We start from the raw sequence: 25,002 nt of genomic DNA, 5'->3' as shown, positions 1-25,002 counted from the left end.
CCGTTCCAATTATCCTCGTATCATTTGAATATCAATATTTGTTCTTAAGCTATCTATACACACTCATATGACAGTATATAACTCAAAGTGACATCAATTCAATGGCCGCCGAACAGCTCCTTTTATAACGAGGTAAATATATCCATTTCAAAAGGCCTTTAAACTACTAACACTTTAAACAACTGTGGGCATATGGAATTATTTTCCTTTCTAAGAAAGGTATCCACCTGCTACTAACCGAAATAGTTTATAAATAAATCTTAGGAGGATGTTTATGAAAAACAAAGTCTTAACAGCAGTAGTAAGTGGAGCCTTACTGATATCAGGGACATTTTTGACAGGGGGAGGTACAGTTTTGGCAGAAGAAAACAGCCCCAACGGACCGAACTATGGAGGAAATGAAACCATTAAAAATGAACGCCTTCACTCCTACGAAGAAATGGTCGACTTCTTGGAAAAAGCAGATAAGCGTTCTGAAGCATTGGAGCTTGAGGTTTATGGTCAATCTGTAAAAGGCAGGGATTTATACTTGGCCAATTTTGGCATAGATGAAGATAACCCAACCATCCTGTTTCTAACCCAGCAGCACGGCAATGAAACACTGACGACGGAAGGCGCTCTTCAAGTCATTAAAAACTTAACTTCTAACGGAAAACAAGTACAAGAAATCCTCAATAATGTAAATGTGCTTATCGCTCCCCGATTAAACGTGGATGGTGCTGAAGGTGATGTCAATTTCTCCTTAGAGAACTACGTCGCCGGAACTCACACTCGTTACAATGCAAACGGTGTTGATCTTAACCGTGACCATGTTGATCGTAACCAGCCCGAAACGAAAGCATTGCATCAAAATGTTTTGCAAAAATACCAACCTGATTACATGATCGACCTGCACCACCAAGGAACTCAAGCCACTCTAGGGGAAACAGGTGAGCTTGTTTCAGGATCCATTCTTTATCCTACAAACGAAAATGTAGCCCCAGAAGTTCGAGAACAGTCAAAGCAGCTAGGTGCTGTCTTATACAATGCTATTGACTCCAAAGGGTACGGCCTTCTTTCCAAATATCCTGGCAGTAACAAACCAACAATCAGCAGAAACGGACTAGCTTTAGAGTATGGAATCTCTACTCTATTACTTGAAGTTAGAGGAATGGCAGACCATTATTATGAAGATTACGTATTAGGGCAAAAAAGTAACGGCTACTTAATTAAGCAAGTTGTAACAGCTATGGAAGCAAGCTTAAATTCACTAGCTGACGGTTCTATCAATTCAGCAGATACCTCTTTCTGGGAAACACTGCCGGAAAGTAATTACTCTGCAGAATAATTATTAATTTGACAAAAAAAGTTGAAGGAGTGTGGTGAGTTTGAAGAAGAAAAAAATTCTGGCTGTTTTAAGCACGATTGTCCTTTCTACCAGCATGGTGATGCCGGCATCTGCGGCAGGGAATCATCCGGGAACTCCTGATCAACAAACCTATAATAGTTCTGGTTTCACGGACTATACTCAGTTAGGTAAGAAACTTGATAAAATCGAACAAACTAGTAAAGGGAAAGTTGAAGTCAGTGTGGCCGGCCACTCGAATAGTGGAAGGAATATCTATCAAGCAAGGGTCGGGACCGGAGACCGCGTCATCATGATTGAGAGTGAAATTCATGGGAACGAAAAAACAGGAACCGAGGCATTGTTAAATATTTTACAATACTTAGGTTCAAGCAATTCCCCCATGCTAAAAAAGTAAGAGAAGAAATTACTTTAGTCGCTTTGCCAAAAATGAACCCAGATGCTTCTGAATTAGACCGAAGAGGAAACGATATGTCTTGGAAAGAAGTATTAGCAGATTTCCCACAGCTTGCCAAGGCGGATGGGCCTACATGGAATTATTACACAGGAACTTTGCAAGGTGATAACTATGCTCCTCGTCCCGGTTTTGATGTAAATCGTGATTTTAATCCGGATCTTGATTATGTACCAAAAGCCAAAGACATCCCGGGAACCTCCGACGACCCAGGCTGGTATATCACTCCAGAGTCACAAACGGTTCGTGACGTGTACAAAGGGTTAAAAGAAGAATTCGGTACGGTTGACGTCTTTGTGGACTTGCATCACCAAGGACTGTACTACGTTGACGGAACAGATGACCCTGTCACCCTATCTCTATCAGGCCAATTTGTCCCCCATCCAAATAGTTCTGAAGGACAAGAGTACGCAGAATATGCAGACACCTATAACTATGAGTTCTCACAACAACTTAACCTAGCAGCCTATGGTGCCCTTCAATCCATGGGCAATTCGCCTTTTGATAACATTACTCTATACAGTCAAGGACTGGATCTCCCAGGGACAGCGCTAGGCTCCTTCGCCTTAAATGGCAGCGGCGCTGTACTATTTGAGGTAACAGGTCAAACTCAGAGCATGGGACAGAAGAAAAAAGGAATGCTCGTTAAAGCAGTTGAAACAGGTCTAAATGGTATTATTGAGGGAGTAGCTGAAGGTACAGTGAAGAACCTGGATGCTGATCGGTATAATGAGATTCCAACAACATCCTATTCTCCAGGTTTATAAAATCGCAGGAAGAGACGAGTTATTTTTTCGTCTCTTCTTTTTACATAATTTTAGGGAGAATGCGCTCTGCCCTCCCCATTTCAATTCAGTCAGGAGAAAACCTCTCAATCTTCACCCCCGATATATTGCTGTGTAAATCATTAGTCGTATAATAGACATAGATAGGGAGCCCCTCCAATCTTTTGATTAGTAGTCGTTTACTACCATTCTATAAGATTTAGGGCAGTCCGTTGTTATCGAAGATTCTAGGGGGAAGCGACACATACAGAATGACGAAAAGCGTTGTTTGGCTTTTCGGTCAGACTGTAGCGCAGTCGCACAGGTCATTTATTTTTCACCCAAGCCAAACATTTGCATGAAACCTTTAGTGTGAACTACTTTGCTTATCAAGTGTCCCTAAATACTGTTCACACGTTTGCTGATGCCAATATTTTGTACCTGCAGCAACCATATCGGGGTTTGGAAAAACACCTCGGCTCAAATAACTGTTCAACTTGTGACGAGTAAACGGTACATCGTGTTCCGTTAAAAAATCCGCGAACTGTGATTGGTTTAAATATATATCTTTTTCAGTTACAAAGTACGTTGTTGGATTTTTGATTAAAAACGTATCTTTCCTAAAGAAAGTATTTACCACTTCAAGTGCAACTTCCAACCATTCATTCTCTAAATGCTTATACAGACATTCTAAATTGAAATTTTCCTTTTCAGGATTTTCAAAAAACCAAGCTAACTTTAAAAATGTCTGTTCCACTACATCTAAGGAAGATAACGCATCATCAGCTAAAAGCGTGCTTTCACGGTTTGATAAATACTGCTCTAAGTTTGGAATTTAAGAAACCACTTGTTTTGTAGCTTTTTCATTATAATCCGCCCTTTCATTAAATCTTTTTGTTTTCTCATTTTTGACAACGTAACTAGGCAAAAATGAGCATCTTTTTAAGAAGAAAAACTCGAAAGGGGAAACCCCCTCTCAAGTTAATTGATGTAGCATTTTTCCTTCAAGCTAACATGTTTATTGGAATTACTGTCGACAATAAGGGAATCAAGAACCTCGATACCGACAATCTTGCCTGCTTCCAACATGCGTTTCGTTACCTGTATATCCTCCGGGGAAGGACTAGGGTCACTTGATGGGTGATTATGTGCAATGATGATGCTTTCAGCATTATTCAATATTGCACTTTTGAATATCTCTCTCGGATGAGCGATACTCGCATTTACCGCACCAACACGAGCGCGATGAACAGCTATAACACCATTTTTCGTTGATAAGCAAATCACCAAAAACACTTCCCGATCATCATCACCAATTAGCTGATGGACAATGTCTGCACCGTCTTCAGGTGATCGAATAACATCGACATTTGATAATTCTGCTTCCCTTACCACTTGCTTAATTCGTACAATTTTATAAATCGGTTCCATTTGTAACACGCTCCTAAAATTTGTGATATAGTAAGCACATAAGAAAAAAGGGGAAGTGGCACCTTCCCCTCGTCGATTACAGATTGTTTAATTGATACAAGATGTAATCAGCAAACCAATGAAACAACATGAACACAGTGAACAGTCCGTATGCTACGACCAATAGCGTGCGGACTGTTTCATTTTCAAAGAAATCATACAGCTGCAAGAAAACTAAACACCCTGCAGCTATGAGAATAACTGTGATTACTAATTCGATGATCATTTGATTCACCTCTCTTTCTTTTTTTGATGGCTCCCCACCACATTTTTGTGAGAACGGAATCAAGGGTCGGCTTGAATTGTAGCCGACTTGCCAGAAAAGCATAGGACACGTAGGCACAAATCAACATATTAGCTCTCTCATGGTGTGTCCGTTGGAAAACGAGTGAAACCCAATGACTTACTGGCCATTGCCAAAACGTACTTTGCTTTGCTAGTGCCAGTTAGCCTACTTGGTTTTGCCGATTTCCTTTGCTTTTCGCCTGCCCTTGATGGAGTTACGAACAAAGAATGTATAATGAGGAGACACAAAGAAGAAAGGTAAAAAAATACAGCACACAAAAACGGTAAAGAGACAGCTTTTATCTTTTTCAAGGGTTGGATGCCCGCAGAACAAGAGTGAAAGCGAAAAAAATAATGCTGCAGCCAATTGGTTTTCATTGGCCGCAGCATTACGATTTTGAGCGAACTATTTCAGCGCACTTTTGAAATAGTCGGTTTGTGAGGGATCGATGCCCGAAACAAGGCATATAAAGTTTTGAGTGAATCATTGGAGTCAAACGAAAGTAAACGACACGATTTCCGACATCAGGAGGAAATTCACCTTTGGATGGATTTATTTATCTCAAAGCATAACGCCTTTGTTGTTAAATACGAGATAAATATTATTCCCCAAGACAAAATAAAAAAGTCAACATGTAATGTTGACTTAAAGGTATCTTATTTTACTGCTTCTTTAAGGCTTTTCCCCGGCTTGAATGCAGGTACTTTACTTGCTGGTATGTCTATTTCCTCACCTGTTTGTGGATTACGGCCTTTACGTGCTGCCCTCTCTCTTGATTCAAAGTTACCAAATCCAATTAATTGAACACTATATTCGCTTGCAAGTGCTTCTGTAATGGATTCCAAAGTGGCATCAACAGCTTTTCCTGCATTCTCCTTCGATAGCTCAGAATCCTTAGCAACTTTATTAACTAAATCTGTTTTGTTCATTAGTATCTCTCCTTTTTATACGACACACTTTTGTTTTACCATATATACCCTTAGTTATCAAGGTAATGAGAGAATCCGGTTATTTACCCGGTTGACCGTTACTGTTTAAGTGATGCACTTAACTGAACTGGTTTCAGTGAGTCTTATTAAAGGGGTTCGGAAACGATTCGTAGATTGAGGGGCGATACGTTAGGGGTGGCATCTTTTTACTTCTCCTCCGCCAGTTTTCTGTACAAAGCTAACCTTGATACATTTGTGAACTTACAAATTTTTTTCACAGTCATGTTTCCCTCTTTGTAAAGCTCCGTAGCATAGTTAATGCCTTCATGTTTCGAATGATACTTTTTTACTCGACCTCTATATTTCCCTTCCTTTTTGGCGAGAGTAATTCCTTCACGTTCTAAATAAGCGAGTTCTTCAGTCACTTCGCAAAAGGCACTGTCTATTATCGAGACCAACGTGCGGTAACGGCTCCTCTTCCTCATACATCGTATAATTGGAAGCTGTCGCTGTTTTGGTGCCATTCAACACCAATTCAGCAAGTTCATCTGCCATTTCCTTCACGAAAAAAATCGATTAGTTCTTGTCTTTTAAAGACTTTGACATCCCCTATATTTTGGGTATATGTTTGACCGATTAGTTCATCAGCTAAAAGTTTATCTAATAGCTTTGGATCAAAACTTCGAATAGAATGGATAACTTGAGTCTTGTTCAAAGTTTCATTCATCCATAGTTCTGGAAAGCTTTTCAAAGTGCGATTCATTCTTTTCATTATTTCTGTTTTATAACTTTTTGACACGCAACCCGCGCTAGACCATTTTCTTACAAAAATACATTTAAATTATCGTAGATGTCGTATTCTACGATAAAAATTCGGCTTCAAAATCACCTAATTATGAACTTCGGGACTTTTTCAAATCATTAATGCGTTTAAAATTTTTGCGTAGAAATATGAGATTATTGCTTAAAGTTGTTAAACCCGTGTTTTTTATGGAAAATACTGTCTTAGCGTGGGTGGAACGTTAAAATGATGGCTAGCCCCCTGAATGGGAAAAGCTGATATGGGTCTTGACCCATATCAGCTTTTTTAAACGAAAAGATTGTTTAGTTATAGACTCACTTTTAACGTACTTCGGCTAATTCTTTTTCATCATGAACAAACGCCATTCGCTCCCAAACACGTGAACGCCAACGGATCAGCATAATCACACTCCGGAGCCACTCATCAACAATAAAAGCCAGCCAAACACCGACGAGACCCCAATCAAATACGATGCCGGCAACGTAAGCAAGCGGGACACTGATGCCCCACATTGATATGATGCCCATGTATACAGGAAACTTGACATCACCTGTGGCACGCAGCGAGTTAATGACGACAAGATTGAATGCACGACCTGGTTCAAGGATAATCGTCATCGCAAGCAACGTACCACCGAGTGTGATAATATCCGGGTCGGTTGTGAAGATGCTGAACAACCTATCTGAAAGAATCGAAAATGCAATCGCAGCCGAGACGGAAATGACCATCGCCATTTTCAAGCTGGTCAAGCAACGGGTGTAAGCATCATCGACACGTTTGGCACCAATGTACCGTCCAATAAGAATTTGCGTTCCTTGGCCAGAGGCAATGGAAAACAAAAAGATGAATATCATTAAATTTTGCGTATACACTTTAGTCGTAATCGCCTCGGTTCCCATCATAGCGATAAAGTACATAATCATCATTTGCGACATATTGTAAGCAAGATGTTCTCCCGCAGAAGGGATGCCGATTTTTAACAAGCTTCGGATATGGTGCCTTGGAAAAGTAAACAGCATCGAAAGCGGCAGCTTTTCATCGATTCGTCTGACAATCAGCACGAGTAAAACAACAAGACCAATACTTCTGCTGACCGAAGTTGCAATCGCCACGCCGGTGACACCGAGAACTGGGAAACCGAACGGCCCGAAAATAAATAAGTAGTTTCCGATAACATTCAGCGCGTTCATCCCCATTGTCACGTACATTGCATCTTTGGTAAAACTGTAACTACGAAGGGAAGCGGCCACAGTCATAATAAGAGCTTGAACAAAAGAAAAGCCGCCGACAATTTTAAGGTAATTTAAAGCTTGCTCTATCAATTCTTCCGGCAGATTCATCACCAGCAAAATCGGTTTTCCGAACAGAAATAAGACCAAACTTAAGGCGAGCCCGAACAAAAAGTTGACGGAAAGGGCGGTCACGACAACTTCTGAAGCACTTTTACTGCTATTGGCCCCGAGGTATTGCGCGACAATAATACCTGTACCCGTCGCCACAAATCCAAACATCACAATGATGACGACGAGAACCTGGTTTGCGACACCAACAGCAGCAACGGCAGCATCCGAATACTGGCTGAGCATTAACGTGTCCGCATTCCCCATCAGCATGTGGAGGAGCACTTCAACGAAAATTGGCCATGTTAATGCAAAGAGGCTAAGCTCATTTTTAGTCAGTTTTCCTTGTTTTGTCATGATCTCATCCTCGTTAAAAAAGCAGTGAATAAGGTAGCTGCTAGCTTACTTTTAATACAGAAAATCCGTATATATCTAAATTCACTGTCAATGAACCATTGTTTGTTTCTACTTTCTCGTCAGTCCACAAATTTTCGATTTCTTTTTCGTTAAAGTTCCCTGGAATGGTCACATCTACAGGTTGTTCCGTGTTATTAATGACTATTAAAATAATCCCATCCTCATGAGACTTTGAGTAGATTAAATGATTCGTTTCACAGTTTGCTTCAATGAAGCGTAGGTTGCCTTCATTGCCGAAAGCCGGCTCTGTTTTACGCAACTGGATGAGTTTCTGCATATATGATTTTAAGTCTAAATCTTGTTGAGTTTCATCCCAAACCATACATTTTCTACAGCCAGGATCGCCTCCGCCGGTCATGCCGATTTCGTCCCCGTAATAAATACAAGGCGTTCCTCCGAACGACAGCTGCAGAAGATAAAGCAGTTTCGCTTTTTCCTTCTGATCGTTACACAACGTCAACACGCGTGGTGTGTCATGACTCCCAAGCAAATTAAAAGCAACTTCATTTACATTCTCCGGGTAAGATTGAAAGACATTCGACATTTGATTCGCGAAATCTTTCGCGCTGATTTCGTCCTTAGCAATATAATCTAGGGCCGCAATCGTAAACGGATAATTCATAACCGCATCAAACTGATCTCCCTGCAGCCATGGCATCGAATCGTGCCAGATCTCCCCGAGAATATAAGTTTCTGGTTTGATCTCCTTCACTGCTCTTCTAAAATCACGCCAGAATTGATGATCGACTTCGTTGGCGACATCAAGACGCCAGCCGTCAATATCAAATTCCTTAATCCAGTAGGTTGCAACGTCCAACAAATACTGTTTCACTTCCGGATTTTCAGTATTTAGCTTCGGCATATTCGGCTCGAATGCAAACGTGTCATAGTTTGGACTAGGCTCCTTTTCAATCGGAAATCCCGATAAGTGAAACCAATCCGTATATGCCGAATTCTTTCCTTTTTCAAGAACATCTTGAAATTGAGGGAAGTAATAACCGCTGTGATTAAATACCGCATCCAACATAACGCGAATACCTTTTTCATGACACTTTTGAACAAGACGTTTAAACGTTTCCCTATCTCCGAACTGTGGGTCGATTTCCATGTAGTCGATCGTGTCATACTTGTGGTTGGAATACGCTTTGAAAATCGGTGTGAAATAAATGCCGCTGACCCCAAGCTCTACAAGGTAATCAAGGTGTTCGATGACGCCTTCGAAATCTCCACCAAAAAAGTTTGAAGGCTTCGGTTCTTCACTGCCCCATTCCAATGCACCTTCAGGATCGTTATCCTTGTTTCCGTTAGCAAAGCGTTCCGGGAAAATCTGATACCAGACCGTATCTTTCACCCAGTGAGGTGCCTGAAAGACATCAATCGCATTCAAAAACGGGAAACAGAAGTAGTTCTGAATCTCGTTAAACGGTGCTTCATCAAAAAAACCCTTCTCCGTGTACACGAGTTTTTCAGTTCCATCGGTCAGTTCAAAACCGTAGCGGAGACGGCGGAAAGGTGGCTTGATTTCGACAAACCAATAGTCGAATAAATCATCAGATGCTGTTAAGGACATTTCTTTACGGACAGTCTTCCAGCTGTTGTCCTCCCAATCATAAGGGTCGCCGTGAATGAGCGAAACGTTCTCAACATCATGCTTTTTTGTACGCAAGCGAATGTGCAGCGTTTTCTCATCGTATGCATAAGCAAAATTATTTTTCGGGCGGTGATATATCGCTTCTTTCAGCATAAAAAGTCTCCTTTCAAAAATAGAAACCCCCGCTTTCCGACTGGGAAAACGGGGGTTGTTGTCAGTACAAAGCATTGCCCTTAAATTAATTAGTATTCTATACAGTAGTCGTTTTAAGGTCAAATATAAAATTTTCAAAAAACTTTATGAAAACGCTTGCGCTGAAAATATAGTTCGTTTATAATAAAAACGAAAACACAGTGCAAACGGTTTCCCAATTGCAGAGTTTATTTTAACCGGATTGGCGCAAAGTTTGTGTTGGATAAACTAATCATCTTATTGGAGGGGTTAGAAGTGAAGAAGTTGGCATTATTATTGACGTTTGTTCTTTTGCTTGGTGTTCTTGCCGCATGTGGACCGGCCGAAACAGGATCAGGGAATACTGATGAAGGTGATAAAGAGGGGGATAAAAAATCAGGAGAAACCACAACGAAACCAGAGAAACTTGTTGTTTGGGAAGACAAAGACCGTGGTGTTGCTTTAGAACCAGCAATTGCGAGTTTTGAAGAGGAATACGGGATTGAAGTTGAGTACAAAGAATTTCCAATGATCGATATCAAGAAACAACTTCGTTTGGACGGACCAGCTGGAAAAGGTCCTGACGTACTCACACTTCCGCACGACCAAATTGGTGCTTTAGCTGTTCAAGGCCTTCTTGAACCGATGGAAGTAGATCAGTCAGTCGTTGAAAAATTCACAGAGTCTTCCATTCAGGCATTAACATATAAGGGTCAACTGTACGGTTTGCCTAAAGCAGTTGAAACACCAATATTTATTTATAACAAGAAATACATGGACAAAGCCCCGGAGACATTCGAAGAACTATGGGCATTCTCCAAGGATTTTACGAAAGAGGGGAAATACGGATTTTTGGCACTCTGGGATAATTTCTATTTCTCCCATGCCGTTACGGGTGGATACGGCGGATATGTGTTCAAAAATGATGGTGGTCAATTGGATCCGAATGATCTTGGTATCAACAGCGAAGGTGCAATAGAAGGTGCCAATTATATTCAAAAATGGTATGAATCGGGTTTATTTCCAAAAGGTATTATCGGAAAAAGCGGCGGCTCAACGATGAATGGATTATTCAGCAACGGGAAAGTAGCTTCAAAAATGGATGGGCCCTGGGCTTTCCAAGCGATTGAGGATGCCGGAATCGAATACGGTGTATCTCCGCTTCCAAAGCTGCCTAACGGCGAATATCCTGAAACGTTTATCGGTGTTAAGGGTTGGCATGTCAGTGCCTACTCAGAGCATAAGGAATGGTCAAAGAAACTTGTCAAATGGATAACCAATAAGGAAAATTCAAAGATTCGGTACGAGAAGACCGGAGAGATTCCACCGATTAAATCTCTAGTAGAAGATCCGCTTATTCAAGAAAATGAAGCTTCAAAAGCAATCTTTGTCCAAGCAAAACGTGGTGTTCCAACGCCAAGCATTCCTGCAATGGGTCAAGTTTGGGAGCCAATGGCAACAGCACTTCAGTTAATTGCAACAGGGAAGCAGGAACCAGAGAAAGCACTTAATGAAGCTGCAGAAAACATTCAAGCAAAAATTGATGCAATGAAATAAACATATTAAAAAATAAAAAGCGGTACCTCAAAGGTGAGGTGCTGCTTCTCACTTTATCGAGTGAAGTTAGGTGGAAAGGAGATCGTTGGTGTTTATGGATGAAAATACGAACAGCACGAAACGACGAAAGACAGCTTTAGCTTTATCTGTCATTCCAGGCTTGGGTCAGATGTATAATCGTCAATTTGTTAAAGGTTCGGTTCTCCTCATTATCGCCATTTCCTTTATCGTTGTATTCCGAGATCTTTTCGATATAGGGCTGTGGGGATTAGTCACGTTAGGTACAGAGACCCCGCGAGATCACTCAATTTTCCTTTTAGTCAAAGGGATCATTGCGCTCATTGTGCTCATGTTCGGGCTTGGTATCTATGCCTACAATTTAATAGATGCTTATAAAAGCGGTAAGAGAAGGGACATGGGAATCAGACTAGGGTCACTTTCAGAACAATACCGAAATGTTGTGGATACGGGTTTTCCATATTTGATGTTGTCACCAGGTTTTTTCTTATTGGTTTTTGTTGTTATCTTTCCGATCCTTTTCGTCATATTGCTCTCATTTACGAATTATGACTTGTATCATTCTCCCCTGCCAATTTAGTCAATTGGGTGGGCTTTCAAAACTTTATTGATATATTCAAACTTGACCTTTGGCGCGAGACGTTTATCGATGTATTTTCTTGGACGATTATCTGGACATTATGTGCCACAACGCTCCAAGTTGTGGTCGGCATCTTTTTAGCCGTACTAATGAATCAGAAAGATTTGAAGTTTAAGAGGTCCATTCGTACGCTATTCATCTTGCCTTGGGCGATTCCAGCCTTTGTATCAATTCTCGTTTTTGCCGGAATGTTCAACGGTACGTTCGGAGCGATCAACAACCAACTTTTGGAGCCTTTAGGGATTGGGCCAATCGAGTGGCTGCTGGACCCATTTTGGACAAAGGTTGCATTGATTATGATCCAAACGTGGCTGGGCTTTCCGTTCATTTTTGCCATGACAACAGGTGTACTGCAGTCGATTCCCGATGAATTGTATGAAGCGGCAACCATGGATGGTGCCTCAATGTGGCACAAATTTCGCAATATTACATTGCCGATGATACTGTTTGCCACCGCGCCTATTATCATTACGCAGTATACGTTTAACTTTAATAATTTTAACGTAATATTCCTATTTAACGGCGGGGGACCTGCTGTTCCTGGGTCGACTGCCGGCTCAACAGACATTTTAATTTCTTGGATTTATTCCTTGACATTGGAATCTGCACAATATGCGAAAGCAGCTGCGATTACGATGATTCTTTCACTAATTGTCATATCGGTTGCTTTATGGCAGTTTAAGAGAACGAAGTCATTCCAAGAAGAGGATATGATGTAATATGAATATAAAAACTCAAAATATCATTCGACTTACGTTGTCTTACGTTATTATTTTCACGGTCATTGCGATTATTTTATATCCGGTCATCTGGATTATTGGCTCCTCGCTGAACCCCGGGAATAGTTTATCAGGTGCATCGATGATACCAGAGGATGCAACGCTTGTGCATTATAAGGAACTGTTTAATCTTGAAGAAAGTAATTACTTGCTTTGGTACTGGAACACGGTGAAAATATGCAGCATTACGATGGTTGTGGCAGTAACGATGATTTCCTTAATGGCTTATTCCTTTTCAAGGTATCGCTTTTTGGGCCGCAAGTATGGGTTAATGACATTTTTGATTTTACAAATGATCCCTAACTTTGCTGCGTTAATCGCTATCTATGTATTGGCGTTAGTCACCGGGTTGCTTGATACCCACTTAGCACTGATATTAATTTATGTCGGTGGTCTGTTACCGATGAACACATGGCTTGCTAAAGGTTACTTTGACACAATTCCAAAAGAGTTAGACGAGTCAGCAAGAATGGACGGAGCCGGGCATTTAAGAATCTTTTGGCAAATTGTTCTACCGCTTGCGAAGCCGATTCTTGCTGTCGTTGCACTGTTTAGCTTCATCACACCGTTTACTGACTTCATTCTTGCTGGGATTATTTTGTCATCTGATGAAAAGTTTACACTAGCAGTTGGTCTTTATGAATTAGTAGCCAATGACTTCGGAGCTGAATTTACGAAATTTGCGGCAGGTTCTGTGTTAATCGCCATTCCGATTTCACTATTGTTCCTGTCACTGCAACGCTACTTGATTTCAGGATTAACAGCCGGCGGAACGAAAGGTTAATACAGACAGGAAACATACTCGTAAAATAGAATGAATATGATAAGAGCCAGGATAGGAGGACACCAATGCAGGATACAAGCTTTGCTATTCATCCAGGTAAAAAAAATCAACTAAAAGACACAACTTATCACGATATCGGAAACCTTAAGCATGTAAAGAAAAGCGGCAAAGACGTTCAGTTTACTGGTGAACAAGGTTATGTAAAAATAAGGTTTTATCGTTCGGATAGTGTCCGTGTGGTGATGAATCCTTTTGAAGAACCGTCGATGAAAAGCAGTTTTGCTCTTGTGAAAGAACCTGAAGATGTGAAGATTGTTGTAAATGAAGAAACAGATTCTATCACCATTGACAGCAGCCACATCAAACTTGTTGTAAAAAGAAAGCCTTTTCGAATTTCGGCTTACGATGCAAATGCCCGTCCTCTCGTTCTCGAAACGGAGATGGGGATGGTCTACAAAGAAAACAAAGAAGTGATTTGTTTCAAAAAAATGAGCGAAAACGATCACTTTTACGGCTTTGGTGAAAAAGCCGGTTTTCTTGATAAGCGCGGTGAAAAGTATACAATGTGGAATTCCGATGTTTATGCTCCGCATAATCCCGAAACGAATGCGCTCTATGAATCGATCCCTTACTTTATGACACTAAGGGACGGCAAAGCCCACGGTATTTATTTTGATAACACGTTTAAAACCGTTTTCGACATGAAAACGGGAAAGAATACTTACTCATTCTCTGCTGACGGCGGACAGATCGACTACTATATCCTTGCGGGCCCAACACCGAAGGACGTAGTTGAACAATATACTGATTTGACCGGAAGAATGCCGCTCCCTCCAAAATGGTCACTCGGTTATCATCAATCACGATATAGCTATGAAACCGAAAAAGAAGTAAGGGAGCTTGCCAATACGTTTCTTGAAAAAGGGATCCCACTTGATGCGATTTATTTGGATATCCATTATATGGACGGCTATCGTGTCTTTACATTTGATCACGGACGTTTCCCGACACCGGGAAAGATGATTCAGGACTTGAAAGTCAAAGGGATTCGAACCGTTCCAATCGTTGATCCGGGCGTAAAAGAAGACCCGGAATATGCTATTTATTCAGATGGTATTCTCGGTGATCTTTTTTGCAAATACCTTGAGGGAAATATCTTCTTTGGTGACGTCTGGCCGGGAAACAGTGCATTCCCGGACTTTACGAACAGCAAAGTGCGTAAATGGTGGGGCCGAAAACACAAGTTTTACACAGACCTCGGCATTGAAGGTATTTGGAACGACATGAATGAGCCCGCGGTGTTCAATGAAACAAAAACGATGGATGTTAAGGTCATGCATGATAACGACGGTGATTTGAAAACGCATCGTGAAATGCATAATGTATATGGTTTATACATGGGAGAGTCAACATACAACGGAATGAAGTCGCTTTTGGACGGTAAACGCCCATTTCTGCTAACGCGAGCCGGATTCTCCGGTGTTCAGCGTTATGGTGCTGTTTGGACGGGTGATAACCGCAGTTTCTGGGAGCATTTATCGATGGCTCTGCCGATGTGTATGAATCTCGGTCTTTCCGGCGTTGCTTTCACCGGTCCGGATGTTGGAGGATTTGCACACGGCACATCCGCTGAGCTGTTAGCACGCTGGACTCAGTTCGGGACATTCACGCCTTATTTCAGAAATCATAGCGCATTAGAGTTTGCAAGACAAGAGCCATGGTCTTTCGGTGAAAAATACGAATCCATTATCAAAAAATATATTGAACTGCGCTACAAGTGGCTTCCTCATTTATACACGTTGTTTAAAGAAGCAAGTGAAACAGGTGTGCCAGTGATGCGTCCATTGTTAATGGAATCCCCTTATGACAGTAACACGTACAAATTGTCAGATCAGTTTTTAATAGGGGAAAATGTAATCATCGCACCGATTCTAAAACCAGACACAAGACATCGCGTCGTTTATTTACCGGAAGGTGACTGGTACGACTATTGGAATGACCATAAGTACAGGGGTGGAAACCACGTACTTGTTGAAGCCGATCTTGACACACTGCCGATTTTTATAAAAGCAGGAGCTGTCTTGTCTGAAGGTGAAGTCAAGCAATCAACAGCTGTGGCTGATGAAAAAATGACAATTCATGTTTATCCAGTCGAGGAAGGTCAATCGGCGTATACGTTTTATGATGATGACGGTGAGACGTTCGCCTATCAGGATGGCATCACAGTGGAAAAGAGAATAAGCTGTTATTTTGACGAAAATACCGTTAAAATAACAATAGATGAGCAAAACAGCCGTTTTGAACCGAAATGGGAAAAGGTTACCTTCGTGCTGCACGACCAAACAAAAGAGACAGCAGTTATTGTAGATGACCGACAGTTGGATGAGAATGAGTTGACATTCAACTGTAGCATAAAGACGTTAACTTTTAATATTAGTATGTAAATGGTCGGATCACTTTCGGACCTGAGGAGGAGCACGAGAATGGCAGTCACAATCAAAGACGTTGCAAAACTTGCAAATGTAGCACCATCAACCGTATCGAGAGTAATTGCTAACAATCCTCGGATCAGTGAAGCAACAAAAAAACGGGTCAAAGAAGCGATGAAGGAACTCGGCTATCATCCAAATTTCAGTGCCAGAAGCCTCGCTAATCAAAATACGCAGGCAATTGGCATTGTTATGCCGAGTTCAGGTAATAGTGTGTTTCAAAACCCGTTCTTTCCGGAAGTGATTCGCGGCATCAGTGCAAAGGCACACGAAAATAAGTATGCGCTCTATATGACGACAGGAACGTCTGAGCAGGAGATGTATGACGGTGTGGTTGACATGATTCAAGGAAGACGTGTAGATGGGATCGTTCTGTTGTATTCACGCGTTGATGACCGCATCATGACTTATTTGCAGGAAAGCAATTTCCCATTTGTTGTGATCGGAAAACCATTTCGAAACATTGAAGACATTACCCACATTGACAACGACAATTTTAGAGCAGCTCAAGACGCGACAGAGCATTTAATCCAACAGCAGCATGATCGGATTGGCTTCGTCGGGGGAGACAGGGGCCTTGTTGTTACAGTTGACCGGCTGCTAGGCTATGAAAAGGCTATTCAAAAAGCAGGATTAACGTATCGTGACGATTACGTCGTTCATGAGGAATTTCTTGAAGAAGGAGGGCAGGAAGCCATTAATGAACTCATGTCCCTTGAGGAACCGCCGACTGGTCTCGTTGTTACCGATGACCTGATGGCACTTGGCATATTAAAGACGCTTAGTGAAATGGACATTAAAGTTCCTGATGATATTTCAGTCATCAGTTTTAATAATGTGATGCTTTCGGAAATATCGACACCGTCGTTAACGTCGGTCTGCATTAACATTTTCTGGCTCGGTTATGAAGCCGCGGACAGTTTAATCGAAAAAATTAAAGTCCCGGAAACAAAGCCCAAACGTGTGACAGTCCCTTACCGACTTGTAGAGCGTAACTCATGTCAAACCCGCCAGACAAATTAATTAGTGACATAACTGCCAAAAGGTGTGAAGGAAAGCCAGGCCGCTTTCTCTTCATACCTTTTCTTTTTTTCAAAGTTTATAATCATACAATGGATAGTATAAATGGGTGTTTTTGCCCAACCCCTCGAAAAGGTCAATTTCAGAATAGTCTGACAAAAAGGTATATACATAATGACCCTTTACACGAAATGAGGAGAATGGTACTCCTTATTTAACAGGATCGTCAGACTTTTCCTTGGATGGAAAAGGCATCAACGTTACAAAATGGACAACTAAACAAAAACCCTAGCAAACCATTAGGTAAATTGACAGTCTTAAATGTTGAGAAAGCTGCTATTAGTAGACAATTGATGGCTATTCGAAGTGATTTCTATTTAGCCCCTTATCCGATTTGAACACCTCCCCACTCATTTTTTATAATGAAAATATAAGAGGAGGCGTCTATATGAGTCAAAAAAATCAGCCGATGGAAGAGGTTAAAAAACAATATGTTTGTATGGCTTTAGAATCTGGCAACATGGCTTTTATCGCTCGGAAAGTAGGGGTTTCTTCCTCCACGCTGCATAAATGGGTACGACGCTATCGGGATGAGATAGAGGAAGAGATGCAACGGGAGAACGAAACGACCCTCTCTGTCCCTTCTTCATCGCACGATCTATAAACAAAATATGATCAGGCCATGAAGCGCCTAGGAGAAAAAGAACTAGAGGTCGCTCTCCTTCGGGAACAGCTAAAAAAAAAGCTTCCGACCTCACCGAAAAAATAGATCTCGCTTCTCAGTGGGTGGACGAGGGATTCCCAGCTAAACGGGTATTGTATTTCTTGAAGATCTCCCGTTCCACGTATTATTACCGGCGTAAACATGGGACTCCTGTTCCCCATAGAAAGGGAGGGCGTCCCGCGCCGGGATACACCAAGACGCAGATCGGGGATACAGTGACCGACAAGCAAGTCAAAACGTATATCCTCACGCTTGTGAAGGGGGAAGCTTCTGCTTACGGTTATCGGAAGTTGACAAGTTGTTTGCGTCGCGATTATGACTTAATCATCAATAAGAAAAAAGTATATCGCCTGTATAAAGAACTTGATATCCTGATCCCACAACGGGAAGTCAAAGAGAAAGCACCGCGTCATCTCGCGAAAAACCGCCGGGTGACAGGCCCCAATCAATTGTGTCAGGTGGATATCAAATATGGATCCGTACGCTCGTCTCGGCGTTTCTTCTTCCTGGCGATTGCGATTGATGTCTATGATCGCTCCATTGTCGGTTATTACCATGGTCATGTATGTGAGGGATCTCACATTGTCTCGATGTTGGAACAAGCCCTGCAAAACCGAGGACTTAACGATGGCGAAAAGAACCTCATCATACGAAGCGATAACGGGCCACAGTTCTGTGGTTGGGCATTTCATCGTTTCTGTGAAGAAAGGGGACTGGGCGAATACCGCCTAAATCGCCCAATATGAATGCCTATATTGAATCTTTTCACAGCATTAGGATACCCTGTGGCAGAAGAAAAAGGGAGTGGAAGATTCTGTGGGATTATCCTAAATAACAAAAGCTTCCTACTCAAAAAAGTAGGAAGCTTTTTCTGTCAGGCGGCTTCATTCACAGCTTGAATCCGTTCCACCGTCGCTTGGTATTCGTTTTGCGGATCGAATATAAAGATATATTTCCCACCTGCCTCAGGTGTGAAACGGAGGTTATCACCTTCAAGCCATTCGCCGTCACGGACAAATTTATATTCCACCGTTTCCCCTGCGATCAATTCAATCGGCTCACTTTTCCAAAGGGCATCTTTTTCATCGAAGGTCAGCATGTTGGCATCACTGGACCAGTCGAACGGTGCAGATCCACGCAATACGACTTTGTTGTATTTCTTTTCTTCCGATGGAGCTTCGTAGCGTAGCTTCCCTTTGACATCATAAATATCCACAGAGCCAGCTTCGCTCGTCATCTCAAGCTCGCCCTTATGACTCTTTAGCTTTTCCTTGTCAAGAAGTGAAGTGAGCTGTACTTTGTTCGGTGTTTGCTGGTTGTAGAGGTCGATGATATCCAGCTTCCGGTCCTCATCACCCAGGTTCATGACGACAAGCACTTTGTCCTGTGGCACGGAACGTTCAAAGACCAGTACATCATCATCAGAGTGGATGATGTTGAAATCTCCATGCGTTAAGGCCGGCTGATTGTTTCTTGCATCAATCAACGTTTTGTAGTGTGAGAGAATCTCCTCGTTCTGCTTTTCTTCCTCCCAAATCATCATTTCCCGGTAGTAGCGGTCTTTCCACTCGTCCACAAGGTTATGGTCACCGCTCTGAGACAAGCCGACCTCATCTCCATAGTAGATGATTGGTGCGCCAGGCAGCGTAAACTGTAAAGCAGCTGCATTTTTCAATGTTTCTTCATTTCCATCTGCTTCGAACAGGAAGCGCGGCATGTCATGACTATCTAAAAAGGTTGCCGCAACAAATTCATCGCCATAAGTTCCGAAAGTCTCCTCAAGAGATGACGCTAGTGCGTTTACTGAACCATCTTGAATGAAGGCATTCGTAATCGCTGAATGCGTCTCAAAATCGATCGCCCCATCTAACTTTCCTTTGTAAGAAGAGATGGTATCAAGGTTGTCCCACACTTCTCCGAAGATGAAAGCATCGTCATCCAGTGATTTTACTTTATGACGAAAATCGACCCAGAAGCTTTGGCTTGGACCTTTGGCATAATCCAGACGGAAACCGTCGACACCGATTTCATTCATCCAGAACGGGACGACTTCATCCAACATGTACGCGCGTGTTTCTGGATTGTCGTTGTTCAATTCAGGAAGTTCTTGAATGCCATAGAACGTATCATATTCATTCGGGTAATTCGTAAATGTATACCAATCATAGTAAGGACTTTCCGGACCTTTTTCTAAAGCATCCTGGAAAAAGTCATGCTGATCGGATGTGTGGTTCGGTACGAGATCATAGACGACTTTCATATCACGTTTGTGTGCTTCATCGACAAGCTCTTTCATGAGTTGATTGCTGCCAAAACGAGGGTCGATGTTCATGAAGTCTGTCGGATGATACCCGTGGGAATACGGTCCCTCGTAAATTGGTGAAATCCAAAGTGTATTCACTCCAAGATTCTCGATATAATCCATTTTTTCAAGGACACCTTGAAGGTCTCCACCCAGCCAGCCTTTTAACTGTTCGTCATATGGTTGTTCAGGCTTTACAGACGTATTGTTCTCTGTACTTCCATCACGGAAACGGTCGACGAACACCTGATAAATGACCGCTTCTTTCGCCCACTTCGGAGACTCATATGTGTCTACATAATAAGCGAATTCGGTGGCTTCTTCAGAATTCAACACATTATTATCGGCAAATTGAGAGCCGTCACTGTTTGAATTCCAAACATCGAGTTTATATTTTACGCGGGTTTCTTTTTTCTGTGGGGGGATGATCCCTTCCATAATTGATGTCTTCAATCCATCGGCATCTTCAGATGTATCCGTCACTTTTAAAGGAACGGTTTGTCCATCGACAGCTTCTCCGCGTTTTCCACCTGGAGTGGTGCCGTCCGTCGTGTAATAGATGGCTCCTTTGTCGATTGGTCCAAAGTGCTGCACCTCGACTTTAACCGTTACATCATCACGGTGATCAGGTACGTATGGGGTATGGTTAAAATCATGAGTGACCGATTGGGCGACAGGTACTTTTTTCCACTGGGTGACTGTATCCTCTTTGGTATCGCCAGTTGTGGATAAAGTCACTGTACGAGGTTCGGAGCGTTCTTCATTATAAGATTCCCCGGCAAGACTATAAAAATAAGAAACTTCTTCGCCTGCTTGCCCTACAATTTTAGCTGTGTACGTATGTTCAGAGGTTTTTGTCATAGGTGCGGCTGTGTAATGGAAGTCATTTTTGCTTGAACCGACCGTAGGCGTTACCCATTCTGGCGTTCCCTCAGGGACGGTGAGTTCAAGCTCTACACTTGCTTCGTAAGTATCAGCGAGGCGGATGTCGACTTTGCGTTCGTTTTCAGGGTGAAAAGCGAATATATACTCCGCATCTTGAGGAGCTGTGTACGTCAAGTTTGCTCCGGGCATCCAATTTCCATCATAAACAAACTTGAACTCTGTCACTTGTCCACCTTCCAAAGGAATTGGCTTACTGATCCATACTCCTTCTTCGGCATTGTAACTCAGTGGATTATCATCCGAACTCCAATCTAAGGTTTCAGCGTTCCCACGCAATACTACTTGATCGTAAGTTTTGGCATCTGCATAAGTTGATGCAAACGGTTGCGCAATTGACAAAAATAAAAGCGCAATACCAATCAGCCAAACCCATCGTTTTTTAATCAAACGAACCCCATCCTTTCAAAATATAAGTGAAATCGCTCTCATAATAAAGGAGTCGAAAGAGAATGTCCATAGGACTAAGTGATTAAATGTCAGAAAAGGAAAAAAAGTTCCGTTTACTCAAAGATAAACGGAACCAATAGACTGCTATTTTCACATATTCGCTGAACGTCATTCTTTTTTCGTGTTCTGTCATTCCATCGGAAGGATTGAAGAAAGAAGGAGCAAAGGAGTGGTTCAGCTCTATCTGGTTGTCATATATATCATCAAATGTCATCTTTGTTCGCCGGGAATGGTAATCACTAGTGACCACAAGAGAGGATTTAAGTCCCTTTTTTTCCATAGTGTGTTTTGAAAGTGTCGCATTTTCATATGTACTACTAGCATCAGCATCAGGTTCTTCATAAATGGCCTCTTGAGGCACTACCAAATCCATGGCTTCCTCCGGGGTGGTCCCACTTTCCGAGGAATTCGTCAAGATCATATGTTCAGCTAGTCCTTCGCTGAATAACTCCGCTGCATGTTCAAAACGTTCCTCATTTCCACTTAAAACGATGATGGCATCATTTAGAAGAATTCACGGAATCTTCAGCCACAAGAAATTCCGGTCCTAACGCATGCAGGAGTATTGGCGGGATGGTTTCAGAAAACATGGTTCCGTCATTCCCATCCTCCATTGTAAAGTTGAATTTTTAAATGTCTAAAATTCCTGTATTTTCACGCTGAAAAGCGCTTATAACAGAACTTGTCGCGCGCGCCCGATACTTGGACATTGAAAAAGCCCCCGTGTTTATACCCACAAAATCATTTTAGTAATCCAGTGAAAGTGTAGCCACAATATTGTTTCCCGGGCATATTCATCGTTCCCATACCTCTTAAACAAAAATCGCAAATTAGAAGCATAAGCAGGACCCCACAAAAGAAGTGGAGCCCATTTGTCACTAGCTTATTTCTTTCCTCTCTTTGGTTTTTCACAAGGGTCATGCCCATTGCCGGGAGAATCACACTTCACTACAACCGTTGTTAAAGGCTCCAATGTAATCTCATTGGCATTCAATTTGAAGCCTGAACGATCGCTTACTTTTTCCTTTCCTGCCTCATCGTCATCTACTATAACTTTACCTGCTGCTAAATTGTATTCATGTAATGTAAGTTTACGCTCTTGATTATCGGCGTTAACGAACACAAAGTAATTCCCCGTGTCATCGGTAGATTCTGCTTTATAAGCGATGACCATGTCTCGTTCATCGATTTCGGGGACATCGATCATCGAAATATTTGAATTAACTTCGTCCATCGTTCCTAGTCGAAAAGCGTTTGTTGAGCGCCGTAATTCAATCAAACCTTTTGTATATTCCATAGTCTCCTTATGAACACCTTTCTCTGTCACTTTGCTCCAATCAAACATATTGATACGATCGGAAGAATCATAGGAATTGTCTATAAAGTAAGGGTGATCAAAAGGTTCACCATTTTGGTCTACCATATAGATTGCTGAGTTCTTAGGCTTTTCCTCGCCTTTCCATTGCTTGGTTCGTCCGTATTCTTGCCCGGCATGCAGAAATGCAATTCCCTGACTGGTTAAAATCATGGAATTTCCTAACCTGATTCTTTTTTGGATTTCTTCTTCGTGTTCTGCTGGGTCCTTTTTAATCGAATAAGCGATAACGTCATGAAGGGTCAGATTATCGTGTGCGGCTATATACTGAACGACGTCACCCGGATCATCTTCCTTGATGTTTCCTGGTTGGGCCTTTATGTTGTTAAATATAGTTCTTATGTCACGCGCCCCACCTGTTATAAATCTCGGTTCACCTGCGATTCCAAATCCTGACTTTAGTTCATTTCTTATTTCATCAGAGAACACACTTACGCCATTTGTATGATTCATCCAATCCTGATCAGCTGGCATGACCTCATCTTCAGGACCACCATCTCCAACAAAAGTTCTCCAGCCTTCTCCGATCATGAGGATATTCGGATTTAATTTTTTAGCTTCGTTATAGGCTATTTGTACACTTTCGGCATCCAAATCTCCCATCAAATCGAATCTGAAGCCATCCACTTTAAATTCTTCTACCAGATATTTAATGGAATCAACCATTAATTTTCTGGACATGGCATGCGTAGTCCCTACTTTTCCACCACCATAGCCCACTTTAGGATTGCCCTCTTCACCCATGAAGTGGTAATAGTTTGGAACGAGATCTTCCAAAATACTTACTTTCGCAGTGTGGTTGTAAACTACATCAAGAATGACTCCCATATCTCTTTTATGAATTTCTTTTATGAGGTTCTTTAGTTCTGCTATCCGTGCTTTTGGATCTTTTGGTTGTTCAGAGTACATCCCCGTTGGAGAAAAATAGCTGTGTGGATCATATCCCCAGTTGTAATTATTGCCTTGTGAAGAATATTCCATTTCTCTTTCATCACTGTTAAGCTCATTTCCGAAGTAGTACTTCATCACTGGAAGTAGTTGAATATGTGTTACTCCTAGCTCTTTAATATAATCTAATTTCTCAGCAAACGCATTAAATGTTCCAAATTGTGACTTTAGATCTGAATCAATGCTCGGATCAGAGGTGAAGTCCCTGACATGAGCCTCCCAAATAATAGCATCTTCTCGGTTTTCAAACCCATCTATATCTGCATAATCTAATTGTGGTCCAATCGACGATGGGTCAATAATAGCAGCTTTACCAACGCTATCTCCATCTTCGTTGCTCCATGCGGCCATTGATTTTGCATAAGGGTCAAGGCCTATGTTCGTTTGTCCATATACATGTATTTGGTATTGATAGTAATAGCCACTCAAGTCACTAACCCCGGTATTAGCTTGATCTAGTTGGACTTTCCATACACCATTTTCACCTTTAGACATCGGTGTACTTTCTTTAATCACCTTATATTGGTTGTCTTTATCATAGAGAATAACGGAAACGTTCGTAGCAGGAGGTGACCAGAACTTTAATGTTGCCTCTCCATTATCATGTAGAGTAGCCCCAAGATCGTTGCCCTTGTAGGCAAATTCTTTGTCCATTAATTCCCAAGAAATCCTCGCATGTTTTTCTGTACCGTTAAGAGAAACGGTATAACTTTTCAACAGATCAAGGTTTTTAGTAGTAGTCAGCGTGAATTGTGAATGACTTACCTTGACGCTCTTTATTCCGATTTCATTGCCACGTTGATCAACGATTTGTAACTCATCACGTGATAGCTCTTCACCACTTCCATTTAAGTAACCTGTCATTTGACTTTTGCTAGTAATTTCAACATATGTCAGTTCGCTACTTGTTTCAGGTTCTTCCAAATAGACTTTTTCTTGACCTTGAACAAGCCAAAATTCTCTTTCCCCTGATGTCGGAAAAGAACGATCCTTTACAACATCTTTTGTATCACCCTTATGAACAATAAAGTTTAAGCCGTTTTTAATATTACTTACTTTGATATCTTTATAGACTCCCCAATCAGATTTCTGATCGAACATAATAGGCTCTGACCAGTCCACAACAAAATCAATAGCGGGGTTGTCCCCATCCTGATTCCAAAGATGCAACCCCCAACCACTATAATCACTATCTGTCCTTTGGTAATGAACTCTTATATGACCCTCTGGAATCGGTGATTCAGTAAGTGATTTAGAGGCAGTATCTTTACTAAATTCACTAGCAACAATGCTACCTGATGATGAATAAACCATAACAAACGCCAACATGATAAGAACACTTTTTCCCAGCACTTTTCTCATTACATTTCCTCCCTATCAATTTATGAAGAATCTGAGCCTGAAA

Annotated in this window: 17 protein-coding genes and 3 pseudogenes; 9 read left to right on the top strand and 11 right to left on the bottom strand. The window is 41.7% G+C overall.

What is annotated here, in order from left to right:
• Positions 1 to 274 precede the first annotated feature (274 nt).
• Together MUO15_RS15610 and MUO15_RS15605 are read left to right on the top strand one after the other, a co-directional pair.
• Positions 275 to 1,327 (top strand): M14 family zinc carboxypeptidase, encoded by a 1,053-nt coding sequence (locus MUO15_RS15610; protein WP_245030571.1) that lies wholly within the window; start codon positions 275 to 277, stop codon positions 1,325 to 1,327.
• Between the two features lie 100 nt (positions 1,328 to 1,427).
• Positions 1,428 to 2,566: pseudogene (locus MUO15_RS15605) on the top strand (M14 family zinc carboxypeptidase).
• Between the two features lie 364 nt (positions 2,567 to 2,930).
• On the opposite strand, the gene MUO15_RS15600 reads toward MUO15_RS15605, so the two are convergent.
• The 8 genes and pseudogenes from MUO15_RS15600 to MUO15_RS15565 form a co-directional block, all read right to left on the bottom strand.
• Complete coding sequence (locus MUO15_RS15600) at positions 2,931 to 3,320, bottom strand: hypothetical protein (protein WP_245030569.1); 390 nt, start codon at positions 3,318 to 3,320, stop codon at positions 2,931 to 2,933.
• A 224-nt stretch (positions 3,321 to 3,544) separates the two neighbouring features.
• Positions 3,545 to 3,994, bottom strand: coding sequence for a JAB domain-containing protein (locus MUO15_RS15595; RefSeq protein WP_245030567.1), 450 nt, complete (start codon positions 3,992 to 3,994; stop codon positions 3,545 to 3,547).
• 76 nt (positions 3,995 to 4,070) lie between these two features.
• Positions 4,071 to 4,259 carry a hypothetical protein gene (locus MUO15_RS15590; protein ID WP_245030564.1) on the bottom strand — a complete coding sequence of 63 codons (189 nt, stop codon included), beginning with the start codon at positions 4,257 to 4,259 and terminating at the stop codon, positions 4,071 to 4,073.
• 716 nt (positions 4,260 to 4,975) lie between these two features.
• The gene (locus tag MUO15_RS15585; protein ID WP_245030562.1) at positions 4,976 to 5,248 is read right to left on the bottom strand and encodes an HU family DNA-binding protein; all 273 of its coding nucleotides are present in this window, start codon (positions 5,246 to 5,248) and stop codon (positions 4,976 to 4,978) included.
• 206 nt (positions 5,249 to 5,454) lie between these two features.
• Positions 5,455 to 5,649, bottom strand: a pseudogene (locus MUO15_RS15580) (helix-turn-helix domain-containing protein); the annotation flags it as partial.
• 143 nt (positions 5,650 to 5,792) lie between these two features.
• Positions 5,793 to 6,047, bottom strand: a complete 255-nt coding sequence (locus MUO15_RS15575) for a site-specific DNA-methyltransferase (protein WP_245030560.1) — start codon at positions 6,045 to 6,047, stop codon at positions 5,793 to 5,795.
• Positions 6,048 to 6,370: 323 nt separating this feature from the next.
• Positions 6,371 to 7,747, bottom strand: coding sequence for an MATE family efflux transporter (locus MUO15_RS15570; RefSeq protein WP_245030558.1), 1,377 nt, complete (start codon positions 7,745 to 7,747; stop codon positions 6,371 to 6,373).
• 40 nt (positions 7,748 to 7,787) lie between these two features.
• A complete protein-coding gene (locus tag MUO15_RS15565) occupies positions 7,788 to 9,551 on the bottom strand; it encodes an alpha-glycosidase (protein WP_245030556.1) in 1,764 nt (587 codons plus the stop codon).
• Between the two features lie 294 nt (positions 9,552 to 9,845).
• On the opposite strand from MUO15_RS15565, the gene MUO15_RS15560 reads away from it, so the two are divergent.
• The 7 genes and pseudogenes from MUO15_RS15560 (at position 9,846) to MUO15_RS15530 (ending at position 18,326) form a co-directional block, all read left to right on the top strand.
• A complete protein-coding gene (locus MUO15_RS15560; RefSeq protein ID WP_245030554.1) occupies positions 9,846 to 11,126 on the top strand; it encodes an extracellular solute-binding protein in 1,281 nt (426 codons plus the stop codon).
• A 94-nt stretch (positions 11,127 to 11,220) separates the two neighbouring features.
• Positions 11,221 to 12,503, top strand: a pseudogene (locus MUO15_RS15555) (carbohydrate ABC transporter permease).
• A 1-nt stretch (position 12,504) separates the two neighbouring features.
• Entirely contained in the window at positions 12,505 to 13,347 is an 843-nt protein-coding gene (locus tag MUO15_RS15550; RefSeq protein ID WP_245030553.1) for a sugar ABC transporter permease, read from the top strand.
• A 65-nt stretch (positions 13,348 to 13,412) separates the two neighbouring features.
• Positions 13,413 to 15,791, top strand: coding sequence for a glycoside hydrolase family 31 protein (locus MUO15_RS15545; protein WP_245030551.1), 2,379 nt, complete (start codon positions 13,413 to 13,415; stop codon positions 15,789 to 15,791).
• Positions 15,792 to 15,830: 39 nt separating this feature from the next.
• Complete coding sequence (locus MUO15_RS15540; protein ID WP_245030549.1) at positions 15,831 to 16,859, top strand: LacI family DNA-binding transcriptional regulator; 1,029 nt, start codon at positions 15,831 to 15,833, stop codon at positions 16,857 to 16,859.
• A 445-nt stretch (positions 16,860 to 17,304) separates the two neighbouring features.
• Entirely contained in the window at positions 17,305 to 17,520 is a 216-nt protein-coding gene (locus MUO15_RS15535; protein WP_245030548.1) for a transposase, read from the top strand.
• Positions 17,521 to 17,795: 275 nt separating this feature from the next.
• Entirely contained in the window at positions 17,796 to 18,326 is a 531-nt protein-coding gene (locus tag MUO15_RS15530) for a DDE-type integrase/transposase/recombinase (RefSeq protein WP_245030544.1), read from the top strand.
• 128 nt (positions 18,327 to 18,454) lie between these two features.
• Here MUO15_RS15530 and MUO15_RS15525 read toward each other — a convergent pair whose 3' ends face one another.
• From MUO15_RS15525 to MUO15_RS15515, 3 genes are all read right to left on the bottom strand, one after another.
• Positions 18,455 to 21,214: an alpha-amylase family glycosyl hydrolase gene (locus MUO15_RS15525; RefSeq protein WP_245030542.1), complete on the bottom strand. Its 2,760-nt coding sequence runs from the start codon at positions 21,212 to 21,214 to the stop codon at positions 18,455 to 18,457.
• 82 nt (positions 21,215 to 21,296) lie between these two features.
• The gene (locus MUO15_RS15520) at positions 21,297 to 21,767 is read right to left on the bottom strand and encodes a YdcF family protein (RefSeq protein ID WP_245036052.1); all 471 of its coding nucleotides are present in this window, start codon (positions 21,765 to 21,767) and stop codon (positions 21,297 to 21,299) included.
• 390 nt (positions 21,768 to 22,157) lie between these two features.
• On the bottom strand, positions 22,158 to 24,959 hold the full coding sequence (locus MUO15_RS15515) for a pullulanase (RefSeq protein WP_245030532.1): 2,802 nt from the start codon (positions 24,957 to 24,959) through the stop codon (positions 22,158 to 22,160).
• Positions 24,960 to 25,002 lie beyond the last annotated feature (43 nt).

It is taken from the genome of Halobacillus amylolyticus, from assembly GCF_022921115.1.
GTDB classification, from domain to species: domain Bacteria; phylum Bacillota; class Bacilli; order Bacillales; family Halobacillaceae; genus Halobacillus_A; species Halobacillus_A amylolyticus.
This window is presented reverse-complemented; position numbering and strand designations above follow the sequence as displayed.

Coding starts and splice junctions, on each gene's coding strand:
- MUO15_RS15610 (WP_245030571.1), top strand. CDS start 275: ATGAAAAACAAAGTCTTAACAGCAGTAGTAAGTGGAGCCTTACTGATA.
- MUO15_RS15595 (WP_245030567.1), bottom strand. CDS start 3,994: ATGGAACCGATTTATAAAATTGTACGAATTAAGCAAGTGGTAAGGGAA.
- MUO15_RS15590 (WP_245030564.1), bottom strand. CDS start 4,259: ATGATCATCGAATTAGTAATCACAGTTATTCTCATAGCTGCAGGGTGT.
- MUO15_RS15585 (WP_245030562.1), bottom strand. CDS start 5,248: ATGAACAAAACAGATTTAGTTAATAAAGTTGCTAAGGATTCTGAGCTA.
- MUO15_RS15570 (WP_245030558.1), bottom strand. CDS start 7,747: ATGACAAAACAAGGAAAACTGACTAAAAATGAGCTTAGCCTCTTTGCA.
- MUO15_RS15565 (WP_245030556.1), bottom strand. CDS start 9,551: ATGCTGAAAGAAGCGATATATCACCGCCCGAAAAATAATTTTGCTTAT.
- MUO15_RS15550 (WP_245030553.1), top strand. CDS start 12,505: ATGAATATAAAAACTCAAAATATCATTCGACTTACGTTGTCTTACGTT.
- MUO15_RS15545 (WP_245030551.1), top strand. CDS start 13,413: ATGCAGGATACAAGCTTTGCTATTCATCCAGGTAAAAAAAATCAACTA.
- MUO15_RS15540 (WP_245030549.1), top strand. CDS start 15,831: ATGGCAGTCACAATCAAAGACGTTGCAAAACTTGCAAATGTAGCACCA.
- MUO15_RS15535 (WP_245030548.1), top strand. CDS start 17,305: ATGAGTCAAAAAAATCAGCCGATGGAAGAGGTTAAAAAACAATATGTT.
- MUO15_RS15515 (WP_245030532.1), bottom strand. CDS start 24,959: ATGAGAAAAGTGCTGGGAAAAAGTGTTCTTATCATGTTGGCGTTTGTT.